Genomic DNA, 19,390 nt, shown 5'->3' on the forward strand with positions numbered 1-19,390 from the left:
CCCAGCTGTACCTGCACCAAAGAACAAACTTAACCGCCCACGCCATCTACTGAGTGAAGTGAGAGAGATGACTGCCACTGCTACCGAACACGTAGCCGCAACGTCCGGTGCCACCGGCCGTATTGCACGTGTTATTGGCCCGGTTGTCGACGTCGAATTCCCGGCTGACGCAATCCCCTCGATTTACAACGCACTCACCACGGAGATTACTCTCAACGGTGAGACCAAGACCATCACCTTCGAAGTTGCGCTGCACCTTGGCGACAACCTCATCCGCGCCATCTCGCTGCAGGCGACCGACGGCCTGGTCCGCGGTACCAACGTGGTTGACACCGGTGCCCCGATCTCCGTCCCCGTCGGCGACGGCGTCAAGGGCCACATCTTCAACGTCCTGGGCCAGCCCCTGGACGTGGCCGAGTCCGAGCTGCAGATCAGCGAACGCTGGCCGATCCACCGCAAGGCTCCCGCGTTCGCGACCCTCGAGGGTTCCACCGAAATGCTGGAAACCGGCATCAAGGTGATCGACCTCCTCACCCCGTACATCAAGGGTGGCAAGATCGGCCTGTTCGGCGGCGCCGGCGTGGGCAAGACCGTGCTGATCCAGGAAATGATCACCCGTGTTGCCCGCAACTTCGGTGGCACCTCGGTGTTCGCCGGTGTCGGCGAGCGTACCCGTGAAGGCAACGACCTCTGGGTCGAAATGGAAGAGGCCGGCGTCCTCAAGGACACGGCGCTTGTCTTCGGCCAGATGGATGAGCCGCCGGGAACCCGTCTCCGCGTGGCCCTGTCCGCACTGACCATGGCGGAGTACTTCCGCGATGTGCAGAACCAGGACGTGCTGCTCTTCATCGACAACATCTTCCGCTTCACCCAGGCAGGCTCCGAGGTTTCCACCCTTCTCGGCCGCATGCCTTCGGCCGTGGGCTACCAGCCCAACCTGGCCGACGAGATGGGCCTCCTCCAGGAGCGCATCACGTCCACCAAGGGCCACTCCATCACCTCGATGCAGGCCATCTACGTTCCCGCAGATGACTACACCGACCCGGCTCCGGCCACGACCTTCGCACACCTCGACGCGACCACGGAACTTTCCCGTGAAATCGCTTCCCGTGGTCTGTACCCGGCCGTTGACCCGCTGACGTCGACCTCCCGCATCCTGGATCCGCAGTACATCGGACACGACCACTACAACACGGCCGTCCGCGTCAAGCAGATCCTGCAGAAGAACAAGGAACTCCAGGACATCATCGCCATCCTTGGTGTCGATGAGCTCTCCGAGGAAGACAAGATCGTCGTGTCGCGTGCACGCCGCATCCAGCAGTTCCTGTCGCAGAACACCTACACGGCCAAGCAGTTCACCGGCGTCGAAGGCTCCACCGTGTCCATCAAGGACACCGTGGAAGGCTTCACCGCCATCTGCGACGGCGACCTCGACCACATCGCAGAGCAGGCGTTCTTCAACGTCGGCGGCCTGGACGACGTCGAGCGCCAGTGGGCCAAGATCCAGGAACAGACCAAGTAATATGGCTGAGCTTGAGGTTGAGATTGTCGCAGCGGACCACTTCGTGTGGTCCGGAGCGGCCAAGATGGTCAAGGCCCGCACCAGCGATGGTGAAATCGGAATCCTGCCCGGCCACTCGCCCCTGCTGGCGATTCTGGCCGAAGGTGAACTGGCGATCGAGCCGGTGTCCGGTGACCGCATTGCTGTAGTTGTCGACGGCGGGTTCTTCTCCGTCGACAACAACAGGGTCGTCATTGTTGCTGACAACGCCCAAATGGGTGACGCGGCTACTGCGGGGATCCGCTAGCCCTACCTTGATGAACGTTACTGGTTTTCCGTTCATCGTCCTGGCAACCGTGTTCGCGTTGCTGGTCTTTGCACTGTGCCTTTCCGGGGTGCGCCGCTTCAATCTGCGGCGCGCCCTGGGCACAGTGGACGCCTCCATCTGCGTGGCTGGAAACAGCTGGCAGATGGGGGTTTGTCGTTATCAGGACAACGACCTTGAGTGGTTCCGGCTGGCCTCGCTCAGCGTGCGCCCCAAGCACACCTTCCGCCGGAGTTCGCTCGAACTCGTCGGCCGACGCGAACCCACCGAGTCCGAACTCGTCAAGGTGCAGCCCGAGTCCGTCATCGTCGAACTGCGCTACGAGGGCCAGGACGTCCTGCTGGCCATGAGGTTCGACGCCTACACCGGCCTCTCCTCCTGGCTCGAGGCCGGACCGGTCATCGGCGTCGGCACCTGGCGCTAGCCCCGGTGGACTTCATCGAGGACATCCGGCTCGTCGACGGGCCGGTGCTATGGACCGCCTGGGTGACCGGTATTGCCGGCCTTTCCTATCTGCTGTGGCGCAGCGGACGGCGCCATACAATCAGCGCCTCCGCCGTTGTCATCACCGCGGCGTTGATGCTCTCCGCCGGCCTCGTGGCCGGCGTCCACCTGCTGCTGATCTACGTCCTGTCAGTTTTCCCCGAGGAACTTCCCTGGGAGACCCTCGTCTGGAGCGTTCCGGCCGTCGCGGCGCTGCTGCTGTGGCTGCTGCGGCTTCATGGCATCTGGGGCCGGCGGCCGTTCCTCGCAAGCATCCCGCGCCCCACCCGGCCGGTGGTGCACCGCCTGCGCTCGACTACGGTGGCGGTGGGCGCCCTGCTGGGGGTTGTCGCGCTCTCTGCGGTCCAGATCAACATTTATTTCGGGCTGAACCAGACCGTCAGCGACCTTGCGGGCACAGCGGTGGCCCGGATCCAGCCGCTCGAGGCGAAACTCACCCGGGCTGCCGGCGGCCCGGGAGCCCGCGACCTGGCTGGCTGGAAAGCTCCGGGACCTCTGCCCGAGGGGACAATGCGCCGCGCCGGGATCCCCGGCACGAGCTCTGGATTCCAGAGCCGGGAGGCCTACATTTACCTGCCGCCGGCGTACCAGAGCTCCCCCCGCCCCGCCCTTCCCGTCCTGGTCCTGTTCTCCGGCCAGCCAGGCGGTCCGGCAGACTGGCTTGCCGGCGGCGCCCTCCGGAGCCGCCTGGACCGCTTCGCCTCGGCCCACGCCGGCGTCGCGCCGGTGGTCGTCGTCGTCGACCCGAACGGAACCCCCTCGGGCAACTCCCTGTGCATGGACAGCCGGATCGCGAAGGCGGACACTTTCCTCTCCCGCGACGTTCCGGACTGGATCAACAAGACGCTCGATGTCGATCCGGACCCGCACCAGTGGGCGGTTGGAGGCTTCTCCTACGGCGCCACCTGCGCGATGCAGATGGTGACGCGCCACCCCGACGTCTACGGATCCGCGCTGGCGTTCTCCAGCGAGAAGGAGCCCGCCCTAGCCAAGGAACGCGACAAGACGATCCAGGGTTCCTTCGGCGGCGACGTTGCCGCTTTCGAACGGCAGACGCCGCTGCACGTGATGAAGGAGCGCCGTTATAACGGCAACGGCGTCTACTTTGCGGCCGGCGAACGGGACCCGGAGTTCATCGGCTACATGGATCTGCTCTCGGCGGCGGCACGATCCGCCGGATTCGCCGTGGAGGCCCACCGGATTTCCAACGCGGGCCACTCCTGGGAAGCAGCATCCAAGGGCCTGCCGGGGGGCCTGGACTTCCTCGCCGCCCGCTGGGGGATCACGCCATGACGGGCCTGCGCGGCATTTGGAACCACTTCCGGCAGCTGCCCTTCACCCTGTCGGTCCTCGTCCTCTTCCTGGCCGCCGCAGTGTCCACGGGCAGCTTCCTGGACGGACCGCCGGAGTCGCTGCTGGACTTCGCCTCGGTCAGTGTCCAGGGTCTCCAGGCCGGCCGCTGGTGGACGATGTTCACCTCGCTGTTCTTCGCGACCAATCCCTTGGCCTACCTGGCCGCCTCACTGATGATTCTGGGCCTGCTGGGGGTCGCCGAACGGCAGCTGGGGTCGGTCCGCACCGCCGTGTTCTACTTCGCGGGGCAGTTTGCGGCGGTGACGATCTTCCTGCTCCTGACGCAGCTTGCCCGCTACGCCGGGGACGGCTGGCTCGGGCTGATGGTGGACGCCGAGCTGATCGGGCCCTATGCGGCCATCCTGGCGGTCACCCTGGCGGCCTGCGGGCTGCTGCCAACCCTGTGGCAGCGCCGGCTGCGGACCGCCGTGGTCTCCACCGCCCTCCTGCTGGTCCTCTACGTGGGGCATGCGGAGACCGTCGTGGGCCTGGCCGGTGCACTGGTCGGCCTGATGGCCGGCTGGTGGCTCCAGGGGGACAAGGGGACCCTGCACCGCCACCGCTCCACCGGCCGGGAGACCCGCAACCTGCTCGCGCTGACGGTGGCGATCTTCGCCGTCGGGCCCATCCTCACAGCCGCCGTGCGGACGCCCACCGGCCCGCTCGCGCTGTTGCGCGACGTCGTGCTGAACCCGCTGCCCACCCTGAACCAGCTGGAGCAGAATTGCGGCGGCACCGTCGACGTGAACTGCCTTGAAGCCGGACGGGCAGGCTTCGCCGGCCCGCTGGGACTGGCGCTGGCCGTGGTCCCCGTGGTGCTGCTGCTGATCTGCGCCGACGGCATGCGGCACGGGCGCCGGCTGGCCCTGCGCATTGCCATTCTTGTCCAGCTTGGGGTCACCGGCCTCTCCGCGGTCTACCTGGCGCTGTTTGCCAGGATCCCGCACTACCCGAACCGGCCGCACACGGCGGTGATGGGTTCGGGCTTCGTCCACGTCCTGCCCCTCGTTGCCGTGCCGCTGGCCCTGGTGCTGCTGCTCTTTGCCTTCCGGCGCCTGTTCCGGGTGGAGACCACTCGGCGTGCCCGCCTCATCCTCGCCATCGTGGTCGCAGGAACCTTTGTGGTGCTGGCCGGCAGCTACACCGCAGCCTGGTTTGCCGCCGGCGGCCTGGACCGCGACGGCGGCTGGCTGGGCCTCGCCGCCGAACTGGCCCGGCAGTACCTGCCGCTGCCCATCCCCGGCACGTACAACCGCGTCTTCCAGAACCGCAACGCCGTCGAGGCGTTCTTGTTCGCCTCCTCGGGGGTCGTGTTCTGGGTGGTAGCGCTGGCAGGGGTGTGGCTCGTGCTGCTCCGCCGGCACCACGGCACGGACGCGGGAACCGGGGACCGGGACGTGGCGCGCCGGCTGATCAGGCAGGGCGGCGACTCGCTGTCCTGGATGGCGCTGTGGGAACCGAACAAGTACTGGTTCAGCACGGGGCAGCGCGGGGGAGTGGCCTACCAGCAGCACGGCAACGTGGCGCTGACGCTGGCCGGCCCGCTCGGCCCGGCGGACAACCGGGAGGAGACAGCCGCGCAGTTCCTGGAGTACTGCGCCGAGCACGCCCTCATTCCCTGCTTCTATTCCTGCACCGACGAGCTCTGGCCCATGCTCCAGACGCGGGGTTACCGCCGGCTGGCCGTGGCTCAGGAGACCCGGCTGGGACTCGGCGAGCTCACCTTCAAGGGCAAGGAATGGCAAAACGTGCGGACAGCACTCAACCGGGCCGCCAAAACCGGGGTTAAGGCTGTCTGGGGCCGCTACAGCGAATTCTCGCCCTCGCTCCGCGCGCAATTGAGTGAGGTCTCGGAAGAATGGGCGGCCCAGAAATCCGTCCCGGAAATGGGATTCACCCTGGGCGGCCTCGACGAGCTCGAAGACGACGAGGTGCTGTGTTGCCTCGCCGTCGACGCCGAGGGCCGCGTGCACGGCGTCACCAGCTGGCTGCCGGTCTACGACGCCGGCACCCTGGTCAGCTGGACCTTGGACTTCATGCGCCGGCGCGCTGACGCCTTTCCCGGCGTCATGGAATTCCTGATCGCTTCCGCAGTGCTGGAGCTGCGTGACTCCGTGGAGGTCATCTCACTCTCGGGCTCCCCGCTGGCCAAGGACGAGACCCGAGGGGAACCCGGGGACGGACCGAAGGCGGGCGAGGGGCTCGCCGGAATCCTGGACGTGGTGGGCCGGGCGCTGGAACCGGTCTACGGTTTCCGCTCGCTGGCCACCTTCAAATCGCGGTTCAAACCGGAATACCGCACCCTCTATCTGTATTACCAGGATCCGCTGCAGCTGCCGGCCATGGGGCGCGCACTGAGCCGGGCGTATCTTCCGGACCTTTCGGTTCGACAGAGCGCGCGCCTGCTCCGGACGCTCGTGCGCTAAACAAATTCCGCACGGCTTTACCTTTAGCGGCAAGACGGAATAGGCATTCCGGCCGGCGCAATTCCCTCCCAGGGGGCGCCGGGGCGCGGGGGCGGAAACGCGCCGTGAACAAAACCAAAAAAATGATCCCCGGCGATATCGCCGGGGATCATTTTCTAGCGGGGGCGCCCTGGGGCAGCCCTGCCGGGGAGACTAGACCAGCGTGACGCCGGTAGCCTGGGGGCCCTTGGCGCCCTGGCCGATCTCGAACTGAACGCGCTGGTTCTCGTCGAGGGTCTTGAAGCCGCCGGTCTGGATTTCGGAGTAGTGAACGAAGACATCGCCATCGGAGTCATCCGGGGTGATGAAGCCGAAGCCCTTTTCAGCGTTGAACCACTTGACGGTTCCCTGTGCCATTTAATTCTCCTCATTGTGGATCTTTAAGAAGTCCGGCGCACTTTACATCGGACTTGGTCACTCTGCGAGAAGAACCTTGGCTTCCGCCCGGATTGTCCCGGGCCTTGGCAGGAGCTTCGCGCTCGCAACATGTCTTGCGAGCATGAAAAACACCTACACAAAGACTGGTACAAGAATTTCATGCCCCTCCCGTCAGGTCAACGGGCCCGGCGCATAATTGACCGAAATTTTATCTAAAGAGTGCATGAACGGCGCCGCCGCCGCGCAATGGACCGGCGCAATGGCGGAGTGCAATGGTGCCGGGCCACCAGTGTGAACCGGAGATTAGGAAAGCGGCGCCAGCCATTCCCCGCTTCGCATTACGCGGTAAAGGACGAGGTCGGAATTGACCACGACGGCGTCGGCGCGCAGCCCGGGGCGCAGCGAGCCAAGCTCGGCGCCGAGGCCCAGGACGGCGGCCGGAACCGCGGTGGCCGAGCGGACGGCGTCCGGCAGCGGCACGCCGGCGGCCACGGTGCAGCGCACGACGTCGAGCAGCGTGGCGGTGCCGCCGGCGAGGGTGCCGTCGGTGGCCAGGCGGGCAACGCCGTCGGCGACGGTGACGGCGGAGCGGCCCAGGGTGTAGCCGCCGTCGGGCAGTCCTGTTGCGGCCATGGAGTCGGTCACGAGCGCGATGTTGGCCGCTCCGGCCAGTTGGAACACCGTGGCCACGACCGCGGGATCCAGGTGCGTGCCGTCGGCGACGAGTTCCAGGACCGCTTCGCCGGCCGCCGCGCTGCGCAGGCACGCGGCGACCGGCCCCGGCGTCCGGTGGTGCAGGGGCGCCATGGCGTTGAAGAGGTGGGTCACGGTGGGCCGCCGGCTGCCGGGGGCCGCCCGCAGTGCCGCCCCGGCCGAGTGCAGCGCGGCGGCTGCCGTGGCGTCGTCGCAGTCGGTGTGGCCGAGGGAGGGGACCACACCGGAGCCGGCCAGGAGCCGGACCAAGACGTCCGCGCCGGCAAGCTCGGGGGCGAACGTCATGACGGCGAGGGTGCCGCGTGCGGCGGCGAGGAGTTCGGCCAGGAGCTCCGGATCAGGATCGCGCAGGAATGCGGGGTCCTGCGCCCCGCACCGGGCCGCCGAGAGGAACGGGCCCTCCAGGTGGATGCCGGCCACCAGGCCCTCCCGGCTCAGTCGGGCGTACAGCACGATCGCGTGCAACAGCGACTCCGGTGGGCCCGTGACCAGGCTCGCCAGCAGGGTGGTGGTGCCGGAGCGGTGCAGGAAATCGATCGCCCGCCGTGCCGGGGTTTCCTCGCCGCTCGGAAAATCGCCGCCGTACGCTCCGTGGCAGTGCAACTCCACCAGCCCGGGCAGGATCAGGGCGCCGGGCGGCAGTGGGATTGCCGGGGCGTCGGCGAAGCCGGCCGGGCCGCTCCTGAACCCGGCCGCGGGGCCGGCGTAGGCGATCCGGTCCCCGTCGACGGCCACGACCGCGCCCTCGAGCAGGGCGCCGTCGCTGACGACCGTGCCAAACAGGAGCTGCCGGCCGGGAGGTACGTGGTTCATTATCAGAGTCTAGGGCGCAGCGGCGGCCGGGCCTTGGAAGAACCGGGCCTTGGAAGAACCGGGCCTCAGAAGAGCCGGGACTCGCTGTCATCGACGCCTCGCATGGCGTCGTAGTCCAGTGTGACGCAGTCGATGCCGCGGTCGTTCGCGAGCACCTTCGCCTGCGGCTTGATCTGCTGGGCGGCAAAGATCCCGCGCACGGGCGCGAGCAGGGGATCTCGGTTCAGGAGCTCCAGGTAGCGGGTGAGCTGCTCGACGCCGTCGATGTCGCCCCGCCGCTTGAGTTCGATGGCGACGGTGCCGCCGTTGGCGTCGCGTGCCAGGATGTCCACCGGGCCGATCGCCGTGAAGTACTCGCGGCGGATCAGGGAGAAGCCGGCGCCGAGGGTTTCGATCTGCTCCGCGAGCAGCCGCTGCAGGTCCGCCTCGACCCCGTCCTTGATCAGGCCGGGGTCCTGGCCCAGCTCATGGGAGGTGTCGTGCAGCTGCTCATGGATATTGATGATCAGCCGGTCATCAGTCTTCGCGGACTGCACGGTCCACTGCTCGATCACGCCGACTTCGACGTCGACCTCGTCAGGGGTGGAGACGCTCAGACGCGCCGGCGGACTCATCCAGTTCAGCGGCTTGTAGGATCCGCCGTCCGAGTGGACCAGGACCGAACCGTCGGCCTTGACCAGCAGGAGCCGAGTGGCGAGCGGAAGATGGGCTTTGAGCCGGCCGACATAATCAACGGAGCAACGGGCTATGACTAAACGCACCCGGACAACACTACCGCCACTGCGGCGCTGCGCGGTGCTGTGCCGGCCTCGTGGTGGCGGGGGAGCGGCCCGGCTGGGGCAGAATGGAGTCATGCCGCGTTCCAACCGACCCCGCCGCGCCGTGTCCGGAAAAGCCCGGTCCGGTAAGGCCTCCTCCGGACAGGGGGCCGGACGGGCGGCCGGCGGCAAACACGCCGCAGGTCCCGCCCCGGAACTGGACCTGGAGCGCGCCCGCACCGGGATCGCGCGTCGGGAGAGCGCTCCCGACGGCGAATGGATGGTCCGCTCGATCTCCGCCAGCCGGGCCGGGAAGACCTACGTCTGCCCGGGCTGCTTCACCGCCGTGACGCCGGGCACCGCACACCTCGTGGTCTGGTCCGAGGACCACATCTTCGGTGCGGCCGCGGGCCTCGCCGAGCGGCGGCACTGGCACTCCAACTGCTGGACCTCGCGCAGTTACCGGTACCGCTGACCGGCTCCGCGCTCCGCCACCGCCGGCCGGTTTCGCTAAGCTGGAGGGCATGACTTTCGACCCGGCGTCCTACGTGTTCAGCCAGCCTTCCGAACCCACCGCAATCCGTGCCTCGACCGTTCTCCCGGCACGCCGCGAAAACGTGGAACTCCGCACCGAGGACGGGCACCGGCTGGTCGGCGAACTGGCGCTTCCCGAGTCCGGGGAGATCAGGGCCACCCTGATCACCCTGCATCCGCTGCCGACGCACGGCGGGTTCATGGACTCCCACGTCTACCGCAAGGCCTCCTACCGGCTGCCTGCCCTGGCCGGCATTGCGGTGCTCCGGTTCAACACGCGCGGGACCTCCTCGCCGCGTGGGACCAGCCAGGGCTCCTTCGAGGAGGGCATCGGCGAACGGCTCGACGTCGAGGCGGCGGTCCGCTTCGCCGTCGAACGCGGACTGCCCAACCGCTGGCTGGTGGGCTGGTCCTTCGGCACCGAGCTCGCCCTGATGTACGGCGCCACCGAGCCGGTCGCCGCCGAAACCGAGGGTGCCATCCTGCTTTCGCCGCCGCTGCACCGGGCCACGGACGTCCACCTCAAGGAATGGGCCGCCTCGGGCAAGCCGTTGAAGGTCCTGGTCCCCGAACACGACGACTACCTGCAGCCGGCGGCCGCCGCGGAACGCTTCAGCCTGGTGCCGCAGGCCGACGTCGTGGGCGTCGACGGCGCCAAGCACCTCTGGGTGGGCGAGAAGTACGCCGGGCGGGTGCTCAACGAGATCGTGGCCGAGGTGCTGCCGGGCGGCGCGGCCGCGGCGCTGCCCGAGGAATGGGACGGCCCGGTCGCCACCGCGCACTCGTGAGTCGTTAGTGCTTGTCCTGGCGCACGATGAAGATTTCCTTCACCAGCAGCATGATCGCGGCTGCCGTCGGGATGGCGATCAGGGCGCCGAGCACGCCGAGCAGGCTGCCGCCGGCGATGACCGAGATCACGGCCACCGCGCCGGGGACCGCCACGGCCTTCTGCATGATGCGCGGGGAGATGAAGTAGGCCTCGAACTGGAGGTAGGCGAAGTAGCAGATCGCGAAGACCACTGCCGTCTGCCAGCCCGCGGTGAGCGCGATCAGGGTGACCAGGACGCCCGCGATCATGCCGCCCACCAGGGGGATGAAGGCCAGCAGGGCCACAACGAAGGCGAGCAGGACCGCGAACGGGACACCCACGACCGACATCACAATGAAGGCGAAGGTTGCGTTCAGCAGCGCCACGCAGACCTGGCCGATGACGTAGTTGCCGACGGATCCGGTGATTTCCTCGGACAGCGCCTCGACCCGGGCTCGGCGTGACCGCGGCGCCAGCCGGTAGCCCCACTTCTTCATGGACGGCATGGCGGATAGGAAGTAGAGGCTCAGGACCAGGACGATCAGGGCGCCAAACAGGCCGTTGGCCACGGTGGAGCCGAAGCCCACAACGCCGCCGAAGATGCCACCCATGGCTTCGGGGTTGTTGACGAACTTCTCGAGTTCCTGGCTGATGCGTTCACGCACGCCGAACTGGTTGTCGAGCGTGCGGAAGAAATCGGAGTCGATGAAATCCTGGACCCAGTGCGGTGCTTCCTGCACGATCTGGGTCACCTGCTGGACGATCGTGGGGATCAGGGTGGCGAAGAAGCCCGTGACGGCCAGGGCCAGGACGGCGACTGAAACCAGGATGCCCGCCGGCCGCGGTACCTTCCGGCCTTCGAGCCAGCGGACCACCGGATCCAGGCCGAGGGCAATGAAGAGCGCGGTGACGATCCAGAGCAGCAACTGGGTGGTGTTCGAACCGATCCAGTAGACCAGCAGGGCCGCGCCGACGCCGACGGTGCCCATAAAGCCGACGTACAGCGGGTGCTGGGCGGACATCCGGGGACCAGGGTCGCCGAAGCGCGCGGTGTTCCCGCCGTCGGCGCTGGCCGCCTCCTCCTCTTGCTCGGGGGGCATCTCGAAACGCAACCGGGGCTGGGCTCCGGGCAACGGCTGGCGCAGGCGGCGCGCCATCGAGATCAGGAAGCCGGCTGCTGCCGCCCGCGGGGCGGAAGGTTGCGGGGCCGGCTCGAGCGGGCCGCGTGGCTGGCTACCGGATTCCTGGGTGGCTGCGTGTCCTGAAAGGGACGGATCCGTGGGTTCAGTCACTGCGTTAAATGCCCTTATTCTCTGGTATTTCCCTGCAAATCCGCGGTTGCGGGCCGGGTGTGACGATCACCGCAAACACTATCAGCAGCCTTGTTATACAGCGGGCCAGCGGGGCCGGGGGAGGCCTAACAGGGGGCGGGCGCGGCCGCCGATCTGACTCGCAGGTAACAAAACGGTTACTGTTAAAGCTACGTGTCCGCTGATGATAGGTATTATTTTGCGTTTCAAGACTGCAGTTGCACTAGTGCTGCTCGGCCTCCTGACACTGCTGGCCGGAATCGGCCAGAAGACCGTGTGGGCGCCGCCCGCCACCGTCACCGCCGTCGCGCCTGCCGGCGCAACCGCCGCCCCGCTGACCGTCATCGACGAGAAACTGCGGACCCTGCACGGCGGCACGGTGAAGATCACGGTCAAGGGCGAGGGCAGCTTCATGCTGGCGTCCGGCCGGCCGGACGACGTCAACGCGTGGGTCGGGAAGACCGCCCACAACACCGTTACCGGCGTCTCCGGGGACGGCAAGGCACTGCAGCTTGACCACGCCGACGGCGAAGCCACGGCTCCCACCCCGGCAGGCTCGGACCTCTGGGTGACGACCGAGAACGCCAACGGCGAGATGAACTACAACTGGACCCCGCCGGCTGACGGCGACTGGTCGCTGCTGTTGGCAGCGGACGGCACGAAGCCGGCCCCGTCCTCGATCTCCATGACGTTCCCCAATGACACGTCCACCCCATGGGCCATCCCGCTCATGGTGCTCGGCGGGCTCCTGATCCTGGCCGGCGCGGCCCTGCTGCTGCTCAAGCCCCGGCGGGGCGCCACGGACGACGACGACTCCGCCGGGACCGGCGGGACCGGCGGCAACCGCAAGGGCAGCCTCTTTGCCCGCCGCGCGCGTGCCCAGGCCGCCGCCAGGGCCCGGAACGCAGACGCGGCCCCGGAAGGCACCGTCGAACGCGGCGGCGCGGAGAGCCGGGTTGCAACCGCCGCCGCCCGCCGTGCCTCCGGCGCCGCAGTCGCCCTGCTGACCGCCGCCGCCGTCGCCGGTACCGGCGTCGCGGCGCACGCCAGCCAGGCTCCCTCACCGTCCCCGAGCGGTTCCTCCGCCGCGGCCAAGGGCGCCGGTGTCCCGGTGCTGCTCGATGCCCAGTTCCGCCGCATCCTCGAGCAGGTCGCCGGCGCGGTCGATGCCGGGGATGCCGCTAAGGACGCCGCCAAGCTGGCGCCCCGGGTAGCGGCGACCGAGCTGGACGTGCGCACGCAGAACTACAAGATCCGTTCCCAGGTGGGCAGCTACGAACCCCGCATGCCGGTGCGCGCCACGAAGCTCCTGACCACTGTGGTGAGCAGCAAGCGCGACTGGCCGCGGTCGGTCATGGCCGTGACACAGGGTGACGGCAACGTCGTCCCGGAGCTCCTGACCCTGGTCCAGGCTTCCCCGCGGGAGAACTACAAGCTCGTCGGGGCCACTCCGCTCCAGCCGGGCACCACCTTCCCGGCCATCAACCGCGGGGGCACCGAAACCCTGGCGGCTTCGGACAAGTCGGGGCTGCTCTACAGCGGCGAGGAAGCCCTCGCCGGGCTCGGCGACCGCCTGTCCTCCGCCGACTCGGCCTTCAAGGACAAGCTCGCCGAAGGGCAGTCCTCGCCGTACATCGCGGACACCCTGGCCTACCAGGCCGACGTGGTGAAGTCCGGCGCGAACGGCACCTTCGCCTTCAGCCACAAGGTGGTTCCCGAGAACACCGTGGTGTTCCGAACCGCCGACGGCGGCGCGCTGGTCCTGGGCCGGCTGACCTTTGGCTTCGACGGCACGCCTAAGAACTCGGGCGACAAGCTGACGATCGGCGACGACGCGGCGGCGCTGGCCGGCGGCAAGGACACCAGCACCGGCATGGTCCTGAACTTTGCCGAATCGGTGGCCGTCTACGTGCCCCCGGCCGGTTCCAAGGACCCGATGAAGCTGGTCGCCGCCACCCGCGGCCTGGTGGGGGCCAAGTTCAAGTAATCCCGCCGGAGGCCGCCCCGCCGGCGGCCGAACAGCTGACGCAGCAGGACAGACGACCGGGCCGCCACCGCGGTCCGGTCGTTGCTGCGTGGGGCGTAGTGGATAGAGTGGAGTCATGACTTCGCCAGCTTCCCGCCCGGTCCCTCCAGCTGCCGCCAATCCGCTCAACCTGCGGGGCGCCGTCGACCTTTCCTCGCTGAAGCAGCGTCCCGCCCCGCCTGCGGGCGCCGGTGCCGGCCAGCCCCCGGTCCCCGGAACCGCTCCCGGCGGCCCGGACGGCTCCGCCGCGGCGCCGCTGCGGGTGGACGTCACCGAGGCCAACTTCCAGGAACTCGTGGACCTCTCCGCCCAGGTTCCGGTGGTGATCGCCCTCTGGGCCGGCTACTCGCCCGGCTCCGCCCAGCTTGTTGATGTGCTGGAACGGATCGTGGAGAGCTACGGGGGCCAGCTGGTGCTCGGCGCCGCCGATATCGAGGCCTTTCCCCAGCTGGCGCAGGCGTTCCAGGTCCAGGCAGTTCCGACCGCCGTCGCCGTGGTCAAGGGCCAGCCCGTGCCGCTGTTCCAGGGCGGGGCGGACGAACAGCAGGTGCGCAGCCTGTTCGACGAACTCCTCAAGGTCGCGGCAGCCAACGGCGTGACAGGCCGGATCGGAGCCGGCGGACCCGGCGCGGCAGAGCCCGAGGCTCCGCCGCTGCCGCCGCTGCATCAGAAGGCCTTCGACGCCATCGAAGCCGGCGACTACGCCGGAGCCGCGGCGGCCTACCGGCAGGCGCTGACCGAGATGCCTGCCGACGCCGAGGCCAAAGCCGGCCTGGCCCAGGTGGAACTGATGGGCCGCCTGCAGGCATTGTCCGCAGCAGAAACTGAAGCCCTCCGCGGCCGTGCCGCCGACGATCCGGACAACCTCGAGGCCCAGCTGGCCGTCTCCGACCTGGACATCGCCGGCGGCCACGTCGAGGACGGCCTTGGCCGGATCGTGGCGTTCATTGGCCGGAACTTCGGGCCGGAACGCGAAACCGCCCGGGTGCGCCTGCTGGAGCTGTTCGACGTGGTGGGAACCTCGGACGACCGGGTCGCCAAGGCCCGGCAGAACCTCGCGCGGGTGCTGTTCTAGTGGGGTCGGCCCTGTTTAGCCCGCTGGAGCTGCGCTCGCTGCGGTTGGAGCACCGCGGCTGGGTGTCGCCGATGTGCCAGTACAGCTGCGAGCCGGAGACCGGCGAGGGCGTGCCCAATGACTGGCACCTGATGCATCTCGGCTCCTTTGCCACCGGGGGAGCCGCGCTGATCCTGACCGAGGCTGCCGCCGTCAACGCCGCGGGCCGGATCAGCCCGCGGGACGCGGGCCTCTACAACGATGCTCAGGCCGAGGCCTGGGAGCGGATCGTGGCTTTTGTGCACCGCCACGGCTCAGCCAATGCCAAGATCGGCACCCAGCTCGCGCATGCCGGACGCAAGGCGTCGTCCTACTGGCCGTTCTCCGGCAAGAGCGGCACGGTCCCGGCTTCCGACGGCGGCTGGAGCACCGTGGGCCCGGGCACCGGAGCCTTTGACGGCTACGCGCCGCCGTCGGCCATGACGGAGGAGGAGATCGACGGCGTGATCGCCGACTTCTCCGCCGCAGCCGTCCGCGCCGTCGGGGCCGGTTTCGACACGATCGAAATCCACGGTGCCCACGGCTACCTGCTGCACCAGTTCCAGAGCCCCTTGGTCAACGACCGCACGGACGGCTGGGGCGGCAATGAGCAGGGACGAAACCGGCTGACCCTGGCCGTCGTTGACGCGGTGCGGGCCGTGATCCCCGACTCGATGCCGCTGCTGCTGCGCATCTCCGCCTCCGACTGGGCCGAGGGCGGCATAGACGCCGAGGCTTCGGTGCGGCTGGCCCGGGCTGCGGGCGAACACGGGGTGGACCTCGTGGATGTCTCCAGTGGCGGGGCCGTGGCGCACCAGTCGATTCCGGTGGGCCCCGGATACCAGACGGGATTCAGCGCCCGGATCCGGCGCGAAGCAGGGGTCCGGACCGGCACCGTGGGGCTGCTGACCTCCGCGGGCCAGGCCGAGCACGCCGTCGCGACCGGCCAGGCCGACGGCGTCTTCATCGCCAGGGCCGCGCTCCGGGACCCGCACTGGTGGCTGCGGGCTGCCTTCGAGCTGGGCCACGAGTTGGCCTGGCCGCCGCAGTACGAAAGGGCCATCCCGCGTCATTCGTTCTAGGCGCCGCGGCGGTTAGTCTAACGACATGACATTCGTTCAACCGCCCGTTCCGGCGCTGGCCCTGCGCGGGCTGGCCAAACGCTTCGGCACCAAGATCGCCGTCGACGGCATCAGCCTTGACGTGCCGGCTGGGTCCTTCTACGGTATCGTCGGGCCCAACGGTGCCGGCAAAACGACCACGCTGTCGATGGCGACCGGGCTGCTGCGGCCGGACTTCGGCACCGCACTGGTCCACGGGGTGGATGTCTGGCAGCACCCGCTGCAGGCCAAGAAGCTGATGGGTGTGCTGCCGGACGGGGTGCGGCTCTTCGACCGGCTGACCGGCGAACAGCTGGTGAGCTACGCGGGCCTGCTGCGCGGCATGGAACGGGACGTCGTGGCGTCGCGGGTGGCGGAATTGCTGGCCGCCCTGGACCTCAGCCAGGACGCCGGCACGCTGGTGGTGGACTACTCCGCCGGCATGACCAAGAAAATCGCGCTGGCCTCGGCGCTGATCCACGCCCCGCGGCTGCTGGTGTTGGACGAGCCGTTCGAATCGGTGGATCCGGTCTCCGCGGCCAACATCCGTGACATCCTGGACCGCTACGTGGCCTCCGGGGGCACGGTCATCGTTTCCAGCCACGTTATGGACCTCGTGCAGCGGATGTGCGACCACGTCGCCGTGGTGGCGGGCGGCCGCGTGCTGGCAGCGGGCCGCCTCGACGATGTCCGCGACGGCCAGTCGCTGGAGGACCGCTTCGTCCAACTGGTGGGCGGCCGCAGCCACGCGGAAGGGCTGGAATGGTTGCGGACCTTCTGAGGCTCAAGCTGACACTGCTGCGCAACAGTCTCCGGCGCAGCCCCTGGCAGCTGGTGGGCCTGGGCATCGGGGCGCTGTACGCCCTTGGCATCGTGGGCGTCGGCGTCGCGGGGCTGCTGCTCCTGCGCCAGGCCGAGGTCGCCACGGCGCAGACGGTCGTGGTGCTGGGCGGCGCCGCCGCGGTGCTGGGCTGGGCCGTCATCCCGATTGTGGCCTCCGCGGCGGACCTGACACTGGACCCCGCCCGCTTCACGACCTTCGCCGTGCCGATGCCCCAGCTACTGGCCGGGCTGGCCCTGGCCGGGCTGATCGGCATCCCGGGAGCATCGACGGCGCTCGTCGCCCTCGCCACCGTGGGCACCTGGTCGCGGGGCCTTCCCGCCGTGGCCGGGGCGCTGGTCGGCGCGATCCTCGGCGTGCTGACCTGCGTGGTGCTCTCCAAGGTGGTGACGGCCGGCACAGTGGGTCTGGCCAGTTCCCGGCGCTTCAAGGACGTCAGCGGCGTGGCCCTCCTCATCCCGCTGGTGCTGATGGGCCCGATCGTGGCCGGCGTTGCCCGCGGGATCGCCGGCTCCGCCGGGTTCGTGGCGGAGCTCGCGCGCTTCCTGGAATGGACGCCCGCCGGGGCAGCCTGGGCCCTGGGCGGAGACCTTGCCGCCGGCCACTACGGGGCCGCCGCCCTCAAGCTGCTCATCGCCCTCGCCAGCCTGGCCGGGCTGGCGCTGTGCTGGAAGGTGCTGCTGCAGCGGGCACTCGTCACCCCGCCCTTCGCCGGCACCGCCAAGAAGAAGACCTCCGGCCTGGGAGTGTTCGGAATCGTCCCGGCCACGCCCACCGGGGCGATCGTGGCTCGCTCCCTGACGTACTGGCTGCGCGATCCGCGCTACGCCGGGGCGCTGGTCGTGGTTCCGCTGCTGCCCGTGCTGCTGCTGTTTCAGGCGAGCCGAACGGGGTTCTACGGCATCCTGCTGTTCGTCGGGCCGCTGGCCGCGTTCCTGCTCGCCTGGTCCATTTCATCGGACGTCTCCTACGACAGCACGGCCTTCGCGCTGCACGTCTCCGCCGGGGTGCGCGGCTTGCATGACCGGCTGGGACGGGCCGTGGCCTGCTTGGTCTTCGCGCTGCCGGTGGTGCTGGCCTTCAGCGTCATCCCGTTGTTCTTCATCGGGGAGTGGGCGCTCCTGCCCGGAATCCTGGGCCTGTCCCTGGGCGTGCTGTTCAGCGGCCTGGGCCTGTCCTCGGTGGTCTCGGCGCGCTACACCATGCCCGTGCCGCTGCCCGGCGAGAGCCCGTTCAAGAAGCCGCCGGGCAATGTGGCGCAGACCCTGGCCGTACAGTTCGGCGGGATGGCGGTCCTGCTGCTCCTGGTCAGCCCCGAGGTTGCCCTCGTGGCGCTGCAGCTCGCCGGCGGCGGTCCGGTGACCGGCTGGATCTGCCTGGGCGTGGGCCCGGTCCTGGGCATCGCCCTCTTCGCTGCCGGGGTGCGCCTGGGCGGCAAATGGTTCGATGCGCGCACTCCCGAACTCCTCGCGCAGCTGGCCGTCAACCGCTGACCGGGTCCGACGGCCCGGGCAGGGATGGCCGGAATGGGATAGCCTGCGGTTCATGGAAGTTGTGATCCTTCCGGGCGGCAGGCCAATCGCCGTCCTCGCCGCGGACGCGATAGAGGCCCTGCTGAGGAACAAGCCCGACGCCGTCCTGGGCTTGGCCACCGGATCCTCGCCGCTGCCGGTGTATGAGGAGCTCGAGCTGCGGCACCGGCGCGGCCTGGATTTCAGCCGGGTCCGGGCTTTCACCCTGGACGAGTACGTGGGGCTCCCTCCCGGCCACCCAGGGTCCTACCGCGAAGTGATCCGGCGCGAATTCACCGGGCGCGTCAACATCAGCCCGGAGAACGTCCATGGTCCGGACGGGGAGGCCTCGGACGTCCCCGCCACCTGCCGGGCCTTTGAGGAGGCCATCCGGGCCGCCGGGGGAGTGGACCTCCAGCTGCTGGGACTGGGGACCGACGGCCACATCGGTTTCAATGAGCCGGGCTCGTCGCTGGCCTCCCGGACCCGGATCAAAACCCTGGTGGAGCAGACGCGGCGCGACAACGCCCGCTTTTTCAGCAACCTCGCGGAGGTGCCCCACCATGTCATTACCCAGGGCCTGGGCACCATCCTCGAAGCCCGGCATGTGATCCTACTCGCCACCGGGGCGCAGAAGGCGCAGGCGGTCCGGGACCTGGTGGAGGGCCCGGTGGCCGCGATCTGCCCGGCCTCGGTGCTGCAACTGCATCCGCACGTCACGGTCCTGCTGGACGAGGCCGCGGCGTCCTCGCTGCGACTCGCCGACTACTACCGGCACAGCTACGACAGCAAGCCGCGCTGGCAGGGCCTGTAACGGCGCCGAAATGCCCGACGGCGGATGCCGCCGTCGCGATTCTGTCCGATCCAGCGGCTAAGATGGTTGGCATGACCAGCATGACGGATCCAGCCCTCGAAAATGACCCGGCAAACGACCCGATGCGTGAGCTCTCCGGAGCCGGGACGTCTACGGCCACCATTGAACGCGAGGAACTGCGGCAGGAAGTGGAGCCGGGCGACCGGGAGCGCTTCTCGCACTACGTCCGCAAGGAAAAGATCATGGAATCGGCCCTGTCGGGGGAGCCGGTTATCGCCCTCTGCGGCAAGGTGTGGACGCCCGGCCGCGACCCGAAGAAGTTCCCCGTCTGCCCCGAGTGCAAAGAGGTCTATGAGGGCCTCCGTCCGGGAAGCGACGGCGGAGACTCGGGCAAATAAGGCCTGCGAGCTAAGGTCCCCCGCGGCGCGGCTTTGATCCGTCGCGGGCAGAAACCGGCTGGGTTGCATCCCTGCTGTCCGGTTCATCCGAAAAAGATTGGTGTTTTTGTGCTTACTAGGGTTTCTCCGGAACCGGCTGACGTG

Annotated in this window: 18 protein-coding genes; 14 read left to right on the forward strand and 4 right to left on the reverse strand. The window is 68.8% G+C overall.

What is annotated here, in order from left to right:
• The first annotated feature begins 67 nt into the window (after positions 1-67).
• From atpD to ACZ5Z0_RS15250, 5 genes are read left to right on the forward strand one after another with little or no spacing between them, the layout of a single operon-like run.
• Positions 68-1,522, forward strand: a complete 1,455-nt coding sequence (gene atpD, locus ACZ5Z0_RS15230) for a F0F1 ATP synthase subunit beta (protein WP_464109146.1) — start codon at positions 68-70, stop codon at positions 1,520-1,522.
• A gap of 1 nt (position 1,523) precedes the next feature.
• Positions 1,524-1,808, forward strand: coding sequence for a F0F1 ATP synthase subunit epsilon (locus tag ACZ5Z0_RS15235; RefSeq protein ID WP_104172348.1), 285 nt, complete (start codon positions 1,524-1,526; stop codon positions 1,806-1,808).
• Between the two features lie 10 nt (positions 1,809-1,818).
• On the forward strand, positions 1,819-2,250 hold the full coding sequence (locus ACZ5Z0_RS15240) for a DUF2550 domain-containing protein (protein ID WP_464109147.1): 432 nt from the start codon (positions 1,819-1,821) through the stop codon (positions 2,248-2,250).
• Positions 2,251-2,255: 5 nt separating this feature from the next.
• On the forward strand, positions 2,256-3,623 hold the full coding sequence (locus ACZ5Z0_RS15245; protein WP_464109148.1) for an alpha/beta hydrolase: 1,368 nt from the start codon (positions 2,256-2,258) through the stop codon (positions 3,621-3,623).
• Complete coding sequence (locus ACZ5Z0_RS15250) at positions 3,620-6,109, forward strand: rhomboid family intramembrane serine protease (protein WP_464109149.1); 2,490 nt, start codon at positions 3,620-3,622, stop codon at positions 6,107-6,109. The genes ACZ5Z0_RS15245 and ACZ5Z0_RS15250 overlap by 4 nt, the downstream gene beginning before the upstream one ends.
• Positions 6,110-6,301: 192 nt before the next feature.
• Here the strand turns inward: ACZ5Z0_RS15250 and ACZ5Z0_RS15255 are convergent, their stop codons facing one another.
• The 3 genes from ACZ5Z0_RS15255 to nucS all read right to left on the reverse strand — a co-directional run bounded on the left by ACZ5Z0_RS15255 (position 6,302) and on the right by nucS (position 8,814).
• Positions 6,302-6,505, reverse strand: a complete 204-nt coding sequence (locus ACZ5Z0_RS15255; protein ID WP_011692441.1) for a cold-shock protein — start codon at positions 6,503-6,505, stop codon at positions 6,302-6,304.
• Positions 6,506-6,829: 324 nt separating this feature from the next.
• Complete coding sequence (locus ACZ5Z0_RS15260) at positions 6,830-8,053, reverse strand: N-acetylglucosamine-6-phosphate deacetylase (protein ID WP_464109150.1); 1,224 nt, start codon at positions 8,051-8,053, stop codon at positions 6,830-6,832.
• Between the two features lie 65 nt (positions 8,054-8,118).
• On the reverse strand, positions 8,119-8,814 hold the full coding sequence (nucS, locus tag ACZ5Z0_RS15265) for an endonuclease NucS (RefSeq protein ID WP_138768908.1): 696 nt from the start codon (positions 8,812-8,814) through the stop codon (positions 8,119-8,121).
• A gap of 91 nt (positions 8,815-8,905) precedes the next feature.
• On the opposite strand from nucS, the gene ACZ5Z0_RS15270 reads away from it, so the two are divergent.
• Both ACZ5Z0_RS15270 and ACZ5Z0_RS15275 read left to right on the forward strand, forming a co-directional pair.
• Positions 8,906-9,286, forward strand: coding sequence for an ATP/GTP-binding protein (locus ACZ5Z0_RS15270; protein ID WP_138768909.1), 381 nt, complete (start codon positions 8,906-8,908; stop codon positions 9,284-9,286).
• A 49-nt stretch (positions 9,287-9,335) separates the two neighbouring features.
• Complete coding sequence (locus tag ACZ5Z0_RS15275; protein WP_464109151.1) at positions 9,336-10,133, forward strand: alpha/beta hydrolase; 798 nt, start codon at positions 9,336-9,338, stop codon at positions 10,131-10,133.
• 4 nt (positions 10,134-10,137) lie between these two features.
• Here ACZ5Z0_RS15275 and ACZ5Z0_RS15280 read toward each other — a convergent pair whose 3' ends face one another.
• A complete protein-coding gene (locus tag ACZ5Z0_RS15280) occupies positions 10,138-11,445 on the reverse strand; it encodes an AI-2E family transporter (RefSeq protein ID WP_464109152.1) in 1,308 nt (435 codons plus the stop codon).
• Between the two features lie 202 nt (positions 11,446-11,647).
• On the opposite strand from ACZ5Z0_RS15280, the gene ACZ5Z0_RS15285 reads away from it, so the two are divergent.
• The 7 genes from ACZ5Z0_RS15285 (at position 11,648) to ACZ5Z0_RS15315 (ending at position 19,246) form a co-directional block, all read left to right on the forward strand.
• Positions 11,648-13,450, forward strand: a complete 1,803-nt coding sequence (locus ACZ5Z0_RS15285) for a hypothetical protein (protein WP_464109153.1) — start codon at positions 11,648-11,650, stop codon at positions 13,448-13,450.
• A 115-nt stretch (positions 13,451-13,565) separates the two neighbouring features.
• Positions 13,566-14,564 (forward strand): co-chaperone YbbN, encoded by a 999-nt coding sequence (locus ACZ5Z0_RS15290; RefSeq protein ID WP_464109154.1) that lies wholly within the window; start codon positions 13,566-13,568, stop codon positions 14,562-14,564.
• Positions 14,564-15,664 carry an NADH:flavin oxidoreductase/NADH oxidase gene (locus ACZ5Z0_RS15295; protein ID WP_464109155.1) on the forward strand — a complete coding sequence of 367 codons (1,101 nt, stop codon included), beginning with the start codon at positions 14,564-14,566 and terminating at the stop codon, positions 15,662-15,664. The genes ACZ5Z0_RS15290 and ACZ5Z0_RS15295 overlap by 1 nt, the downstream gene beginning before the upstream one ends.
• Before the next feature lie 25 nt (positions 15,665-15,689).
• Entirely contained in the window at positions 15,690-16,463 is a 774-nt protein-coding gene (locus ACZ5Z0_RS15300) for an ABC transporter ATP-binding protein (protein WP_464109156.1), read from the forward strand.
• Positions 16,445-18,016, forward strand: coding sequence for a transporter (locus ACZ5Z0_RS15305; RefSeq protein ID WP_464109157.1), 1,572 nt, complete (start codon positions 16,445-16,447; stop codon positions 18,014-18,016). The genes ACZ5Z0_RS15300 and ACZ5Z0_RS15305 overlap by 19 nt, the downstream gene beginning before the upstream one ends.
• A gap of 52 nt (positions 18,017-18,068) precedes the next feature.
• Positions 18,069-18,848 (forward strand): glucosamine-6-phosphate deaminase, encoded by a 780-nt coding sequence (gene nagB, locus ACZ5Z0_RS15310; protein WP_464109158.1) that lies wholly within the window; start codon positions 18,069-18,071, stop codon positions 18,846-18,848.
• 62 nt (positions 18,849-18,910) lie between these two features.
• Entirely contained in the window at positions 18,911-19,246 is a 336-nt protein-coding gene (locus tag ACZ5Z0_RS15315; protein ID WP_186372141.1) for a DUF3039 domain-containing protein, read from the forward strand.
• Positions 19,247-19,390 lie beyond the last annotated feature (144 nt).

It is taken from the genome of Arthrobacter sp. T2-23, from assembly GCF_055398325.1.

Excerpts from the sequence above, each read along its gene's own strand:
- atpD (WP_464109146.1), top strand. The coding sequence starts at position 68 with ATGACTGCCACTGCTACCGAACACGTAGCCGCAACGTCCGGTGCCACC.
- ACZ5Z0_RS15235 (WP_104172348.1), top strand. The coding sequence starts at position 1,524 with ATGGCTGAGCTTGAGGTTGAGATTGTCGCAGCGGACCACTTCGTGTGG.
- ACZ5Z0_RS15240 (WP_464109147.1), top strand. The coding sequence starts at position 1,819 with ATGAACGTTACTGGTTTTCCGTTCATCGTCCTGGCAACCGTGTTCGCG.
- ACZ5Z0_RS15250 (WP_464109149.1), top strand. The coding sequence starts at position 3,620 with ATGACGGGCCTGCGCGGCATTTGGAACCACTTCCGGCAGCTGCCCTTC.
- ACZ5Z0_RS15255 (WP_011692441.1), bottom strand. The coding sequence starts at position 6,505 with ATGGCACAGGGAACCGTCAAGTGGTTCAACGCTGAAAAGGGCTTCGGC.
- ACZ5Z0_RS15260 (WP_464109150.1), bottom strand. The coding sequence starts at position 8,053 with ATGAACCACGTACCTCCCGGCCGGCAGCTCCTGTTTGGCACGGTCGTC.
- ACZ5Z0_RS15270 (WP_138768909.1), top strand. The coding sequence starts at position 8,906 with ATGCCGCGTTCCAACCGACCCCGCCGCGCCGTGTCCGGAAAAGCCCGG.
- ACZ5Z0_RS15275 (WP_464109151.1), top strand. The coding sequence starts at position 9,336 with ATGACTTTCGACCCGGCGTCCTACGTGTTCAGCCAGCCTTCCGAACCC.
- ACZ5Z0_RS15285 (WP_464109153.1), top strand. The coding sequence starts at position 11,648 with ATGATAGGTATTATTTTGCGTTTCAAGACTGCAGTTGCACTAGTGCTG.
- ACZ5Z0_RS15290 (WP_464109154.1), top strand. The coding sequence starts at position 13,566 with ATGACTTCGCCAGCTTCCCGCCCGGTCCCTCCAGCTGCCGCCAATCCG.
- ACZ5Z0_RS15300 (WP_464109156.1), top strand. The coding sequence starts at position 15,690 with ATGACATTCGTTCAACCGCCCGTTCCGGCGCTGGCCCTGCGCGGGCTG.
- ACZ5Z0_RS15305 (WP_464109157.1), top strand. The coding sequence starts at position 16,445 with ATGGTTGCGGACCTTCTGAGGCTCAAGCTGACACTGCTGCGCAACAGT.
- nagB (WP_464109158.1), top strand. The coding sequence starts at position 18,069 with ATGGAAGTTGTGATCCTTCCGGGCGGCAGGCCAATCGCCGTCCTCGCC.
- ACZ5Z0_RS15315 (WP_186372141.1), top strand. The coding sequence starts at position 18,911 with ATGGTTGGCATGACCAGCATGACGGATCCAGCCCTCGAAAATGACCCG.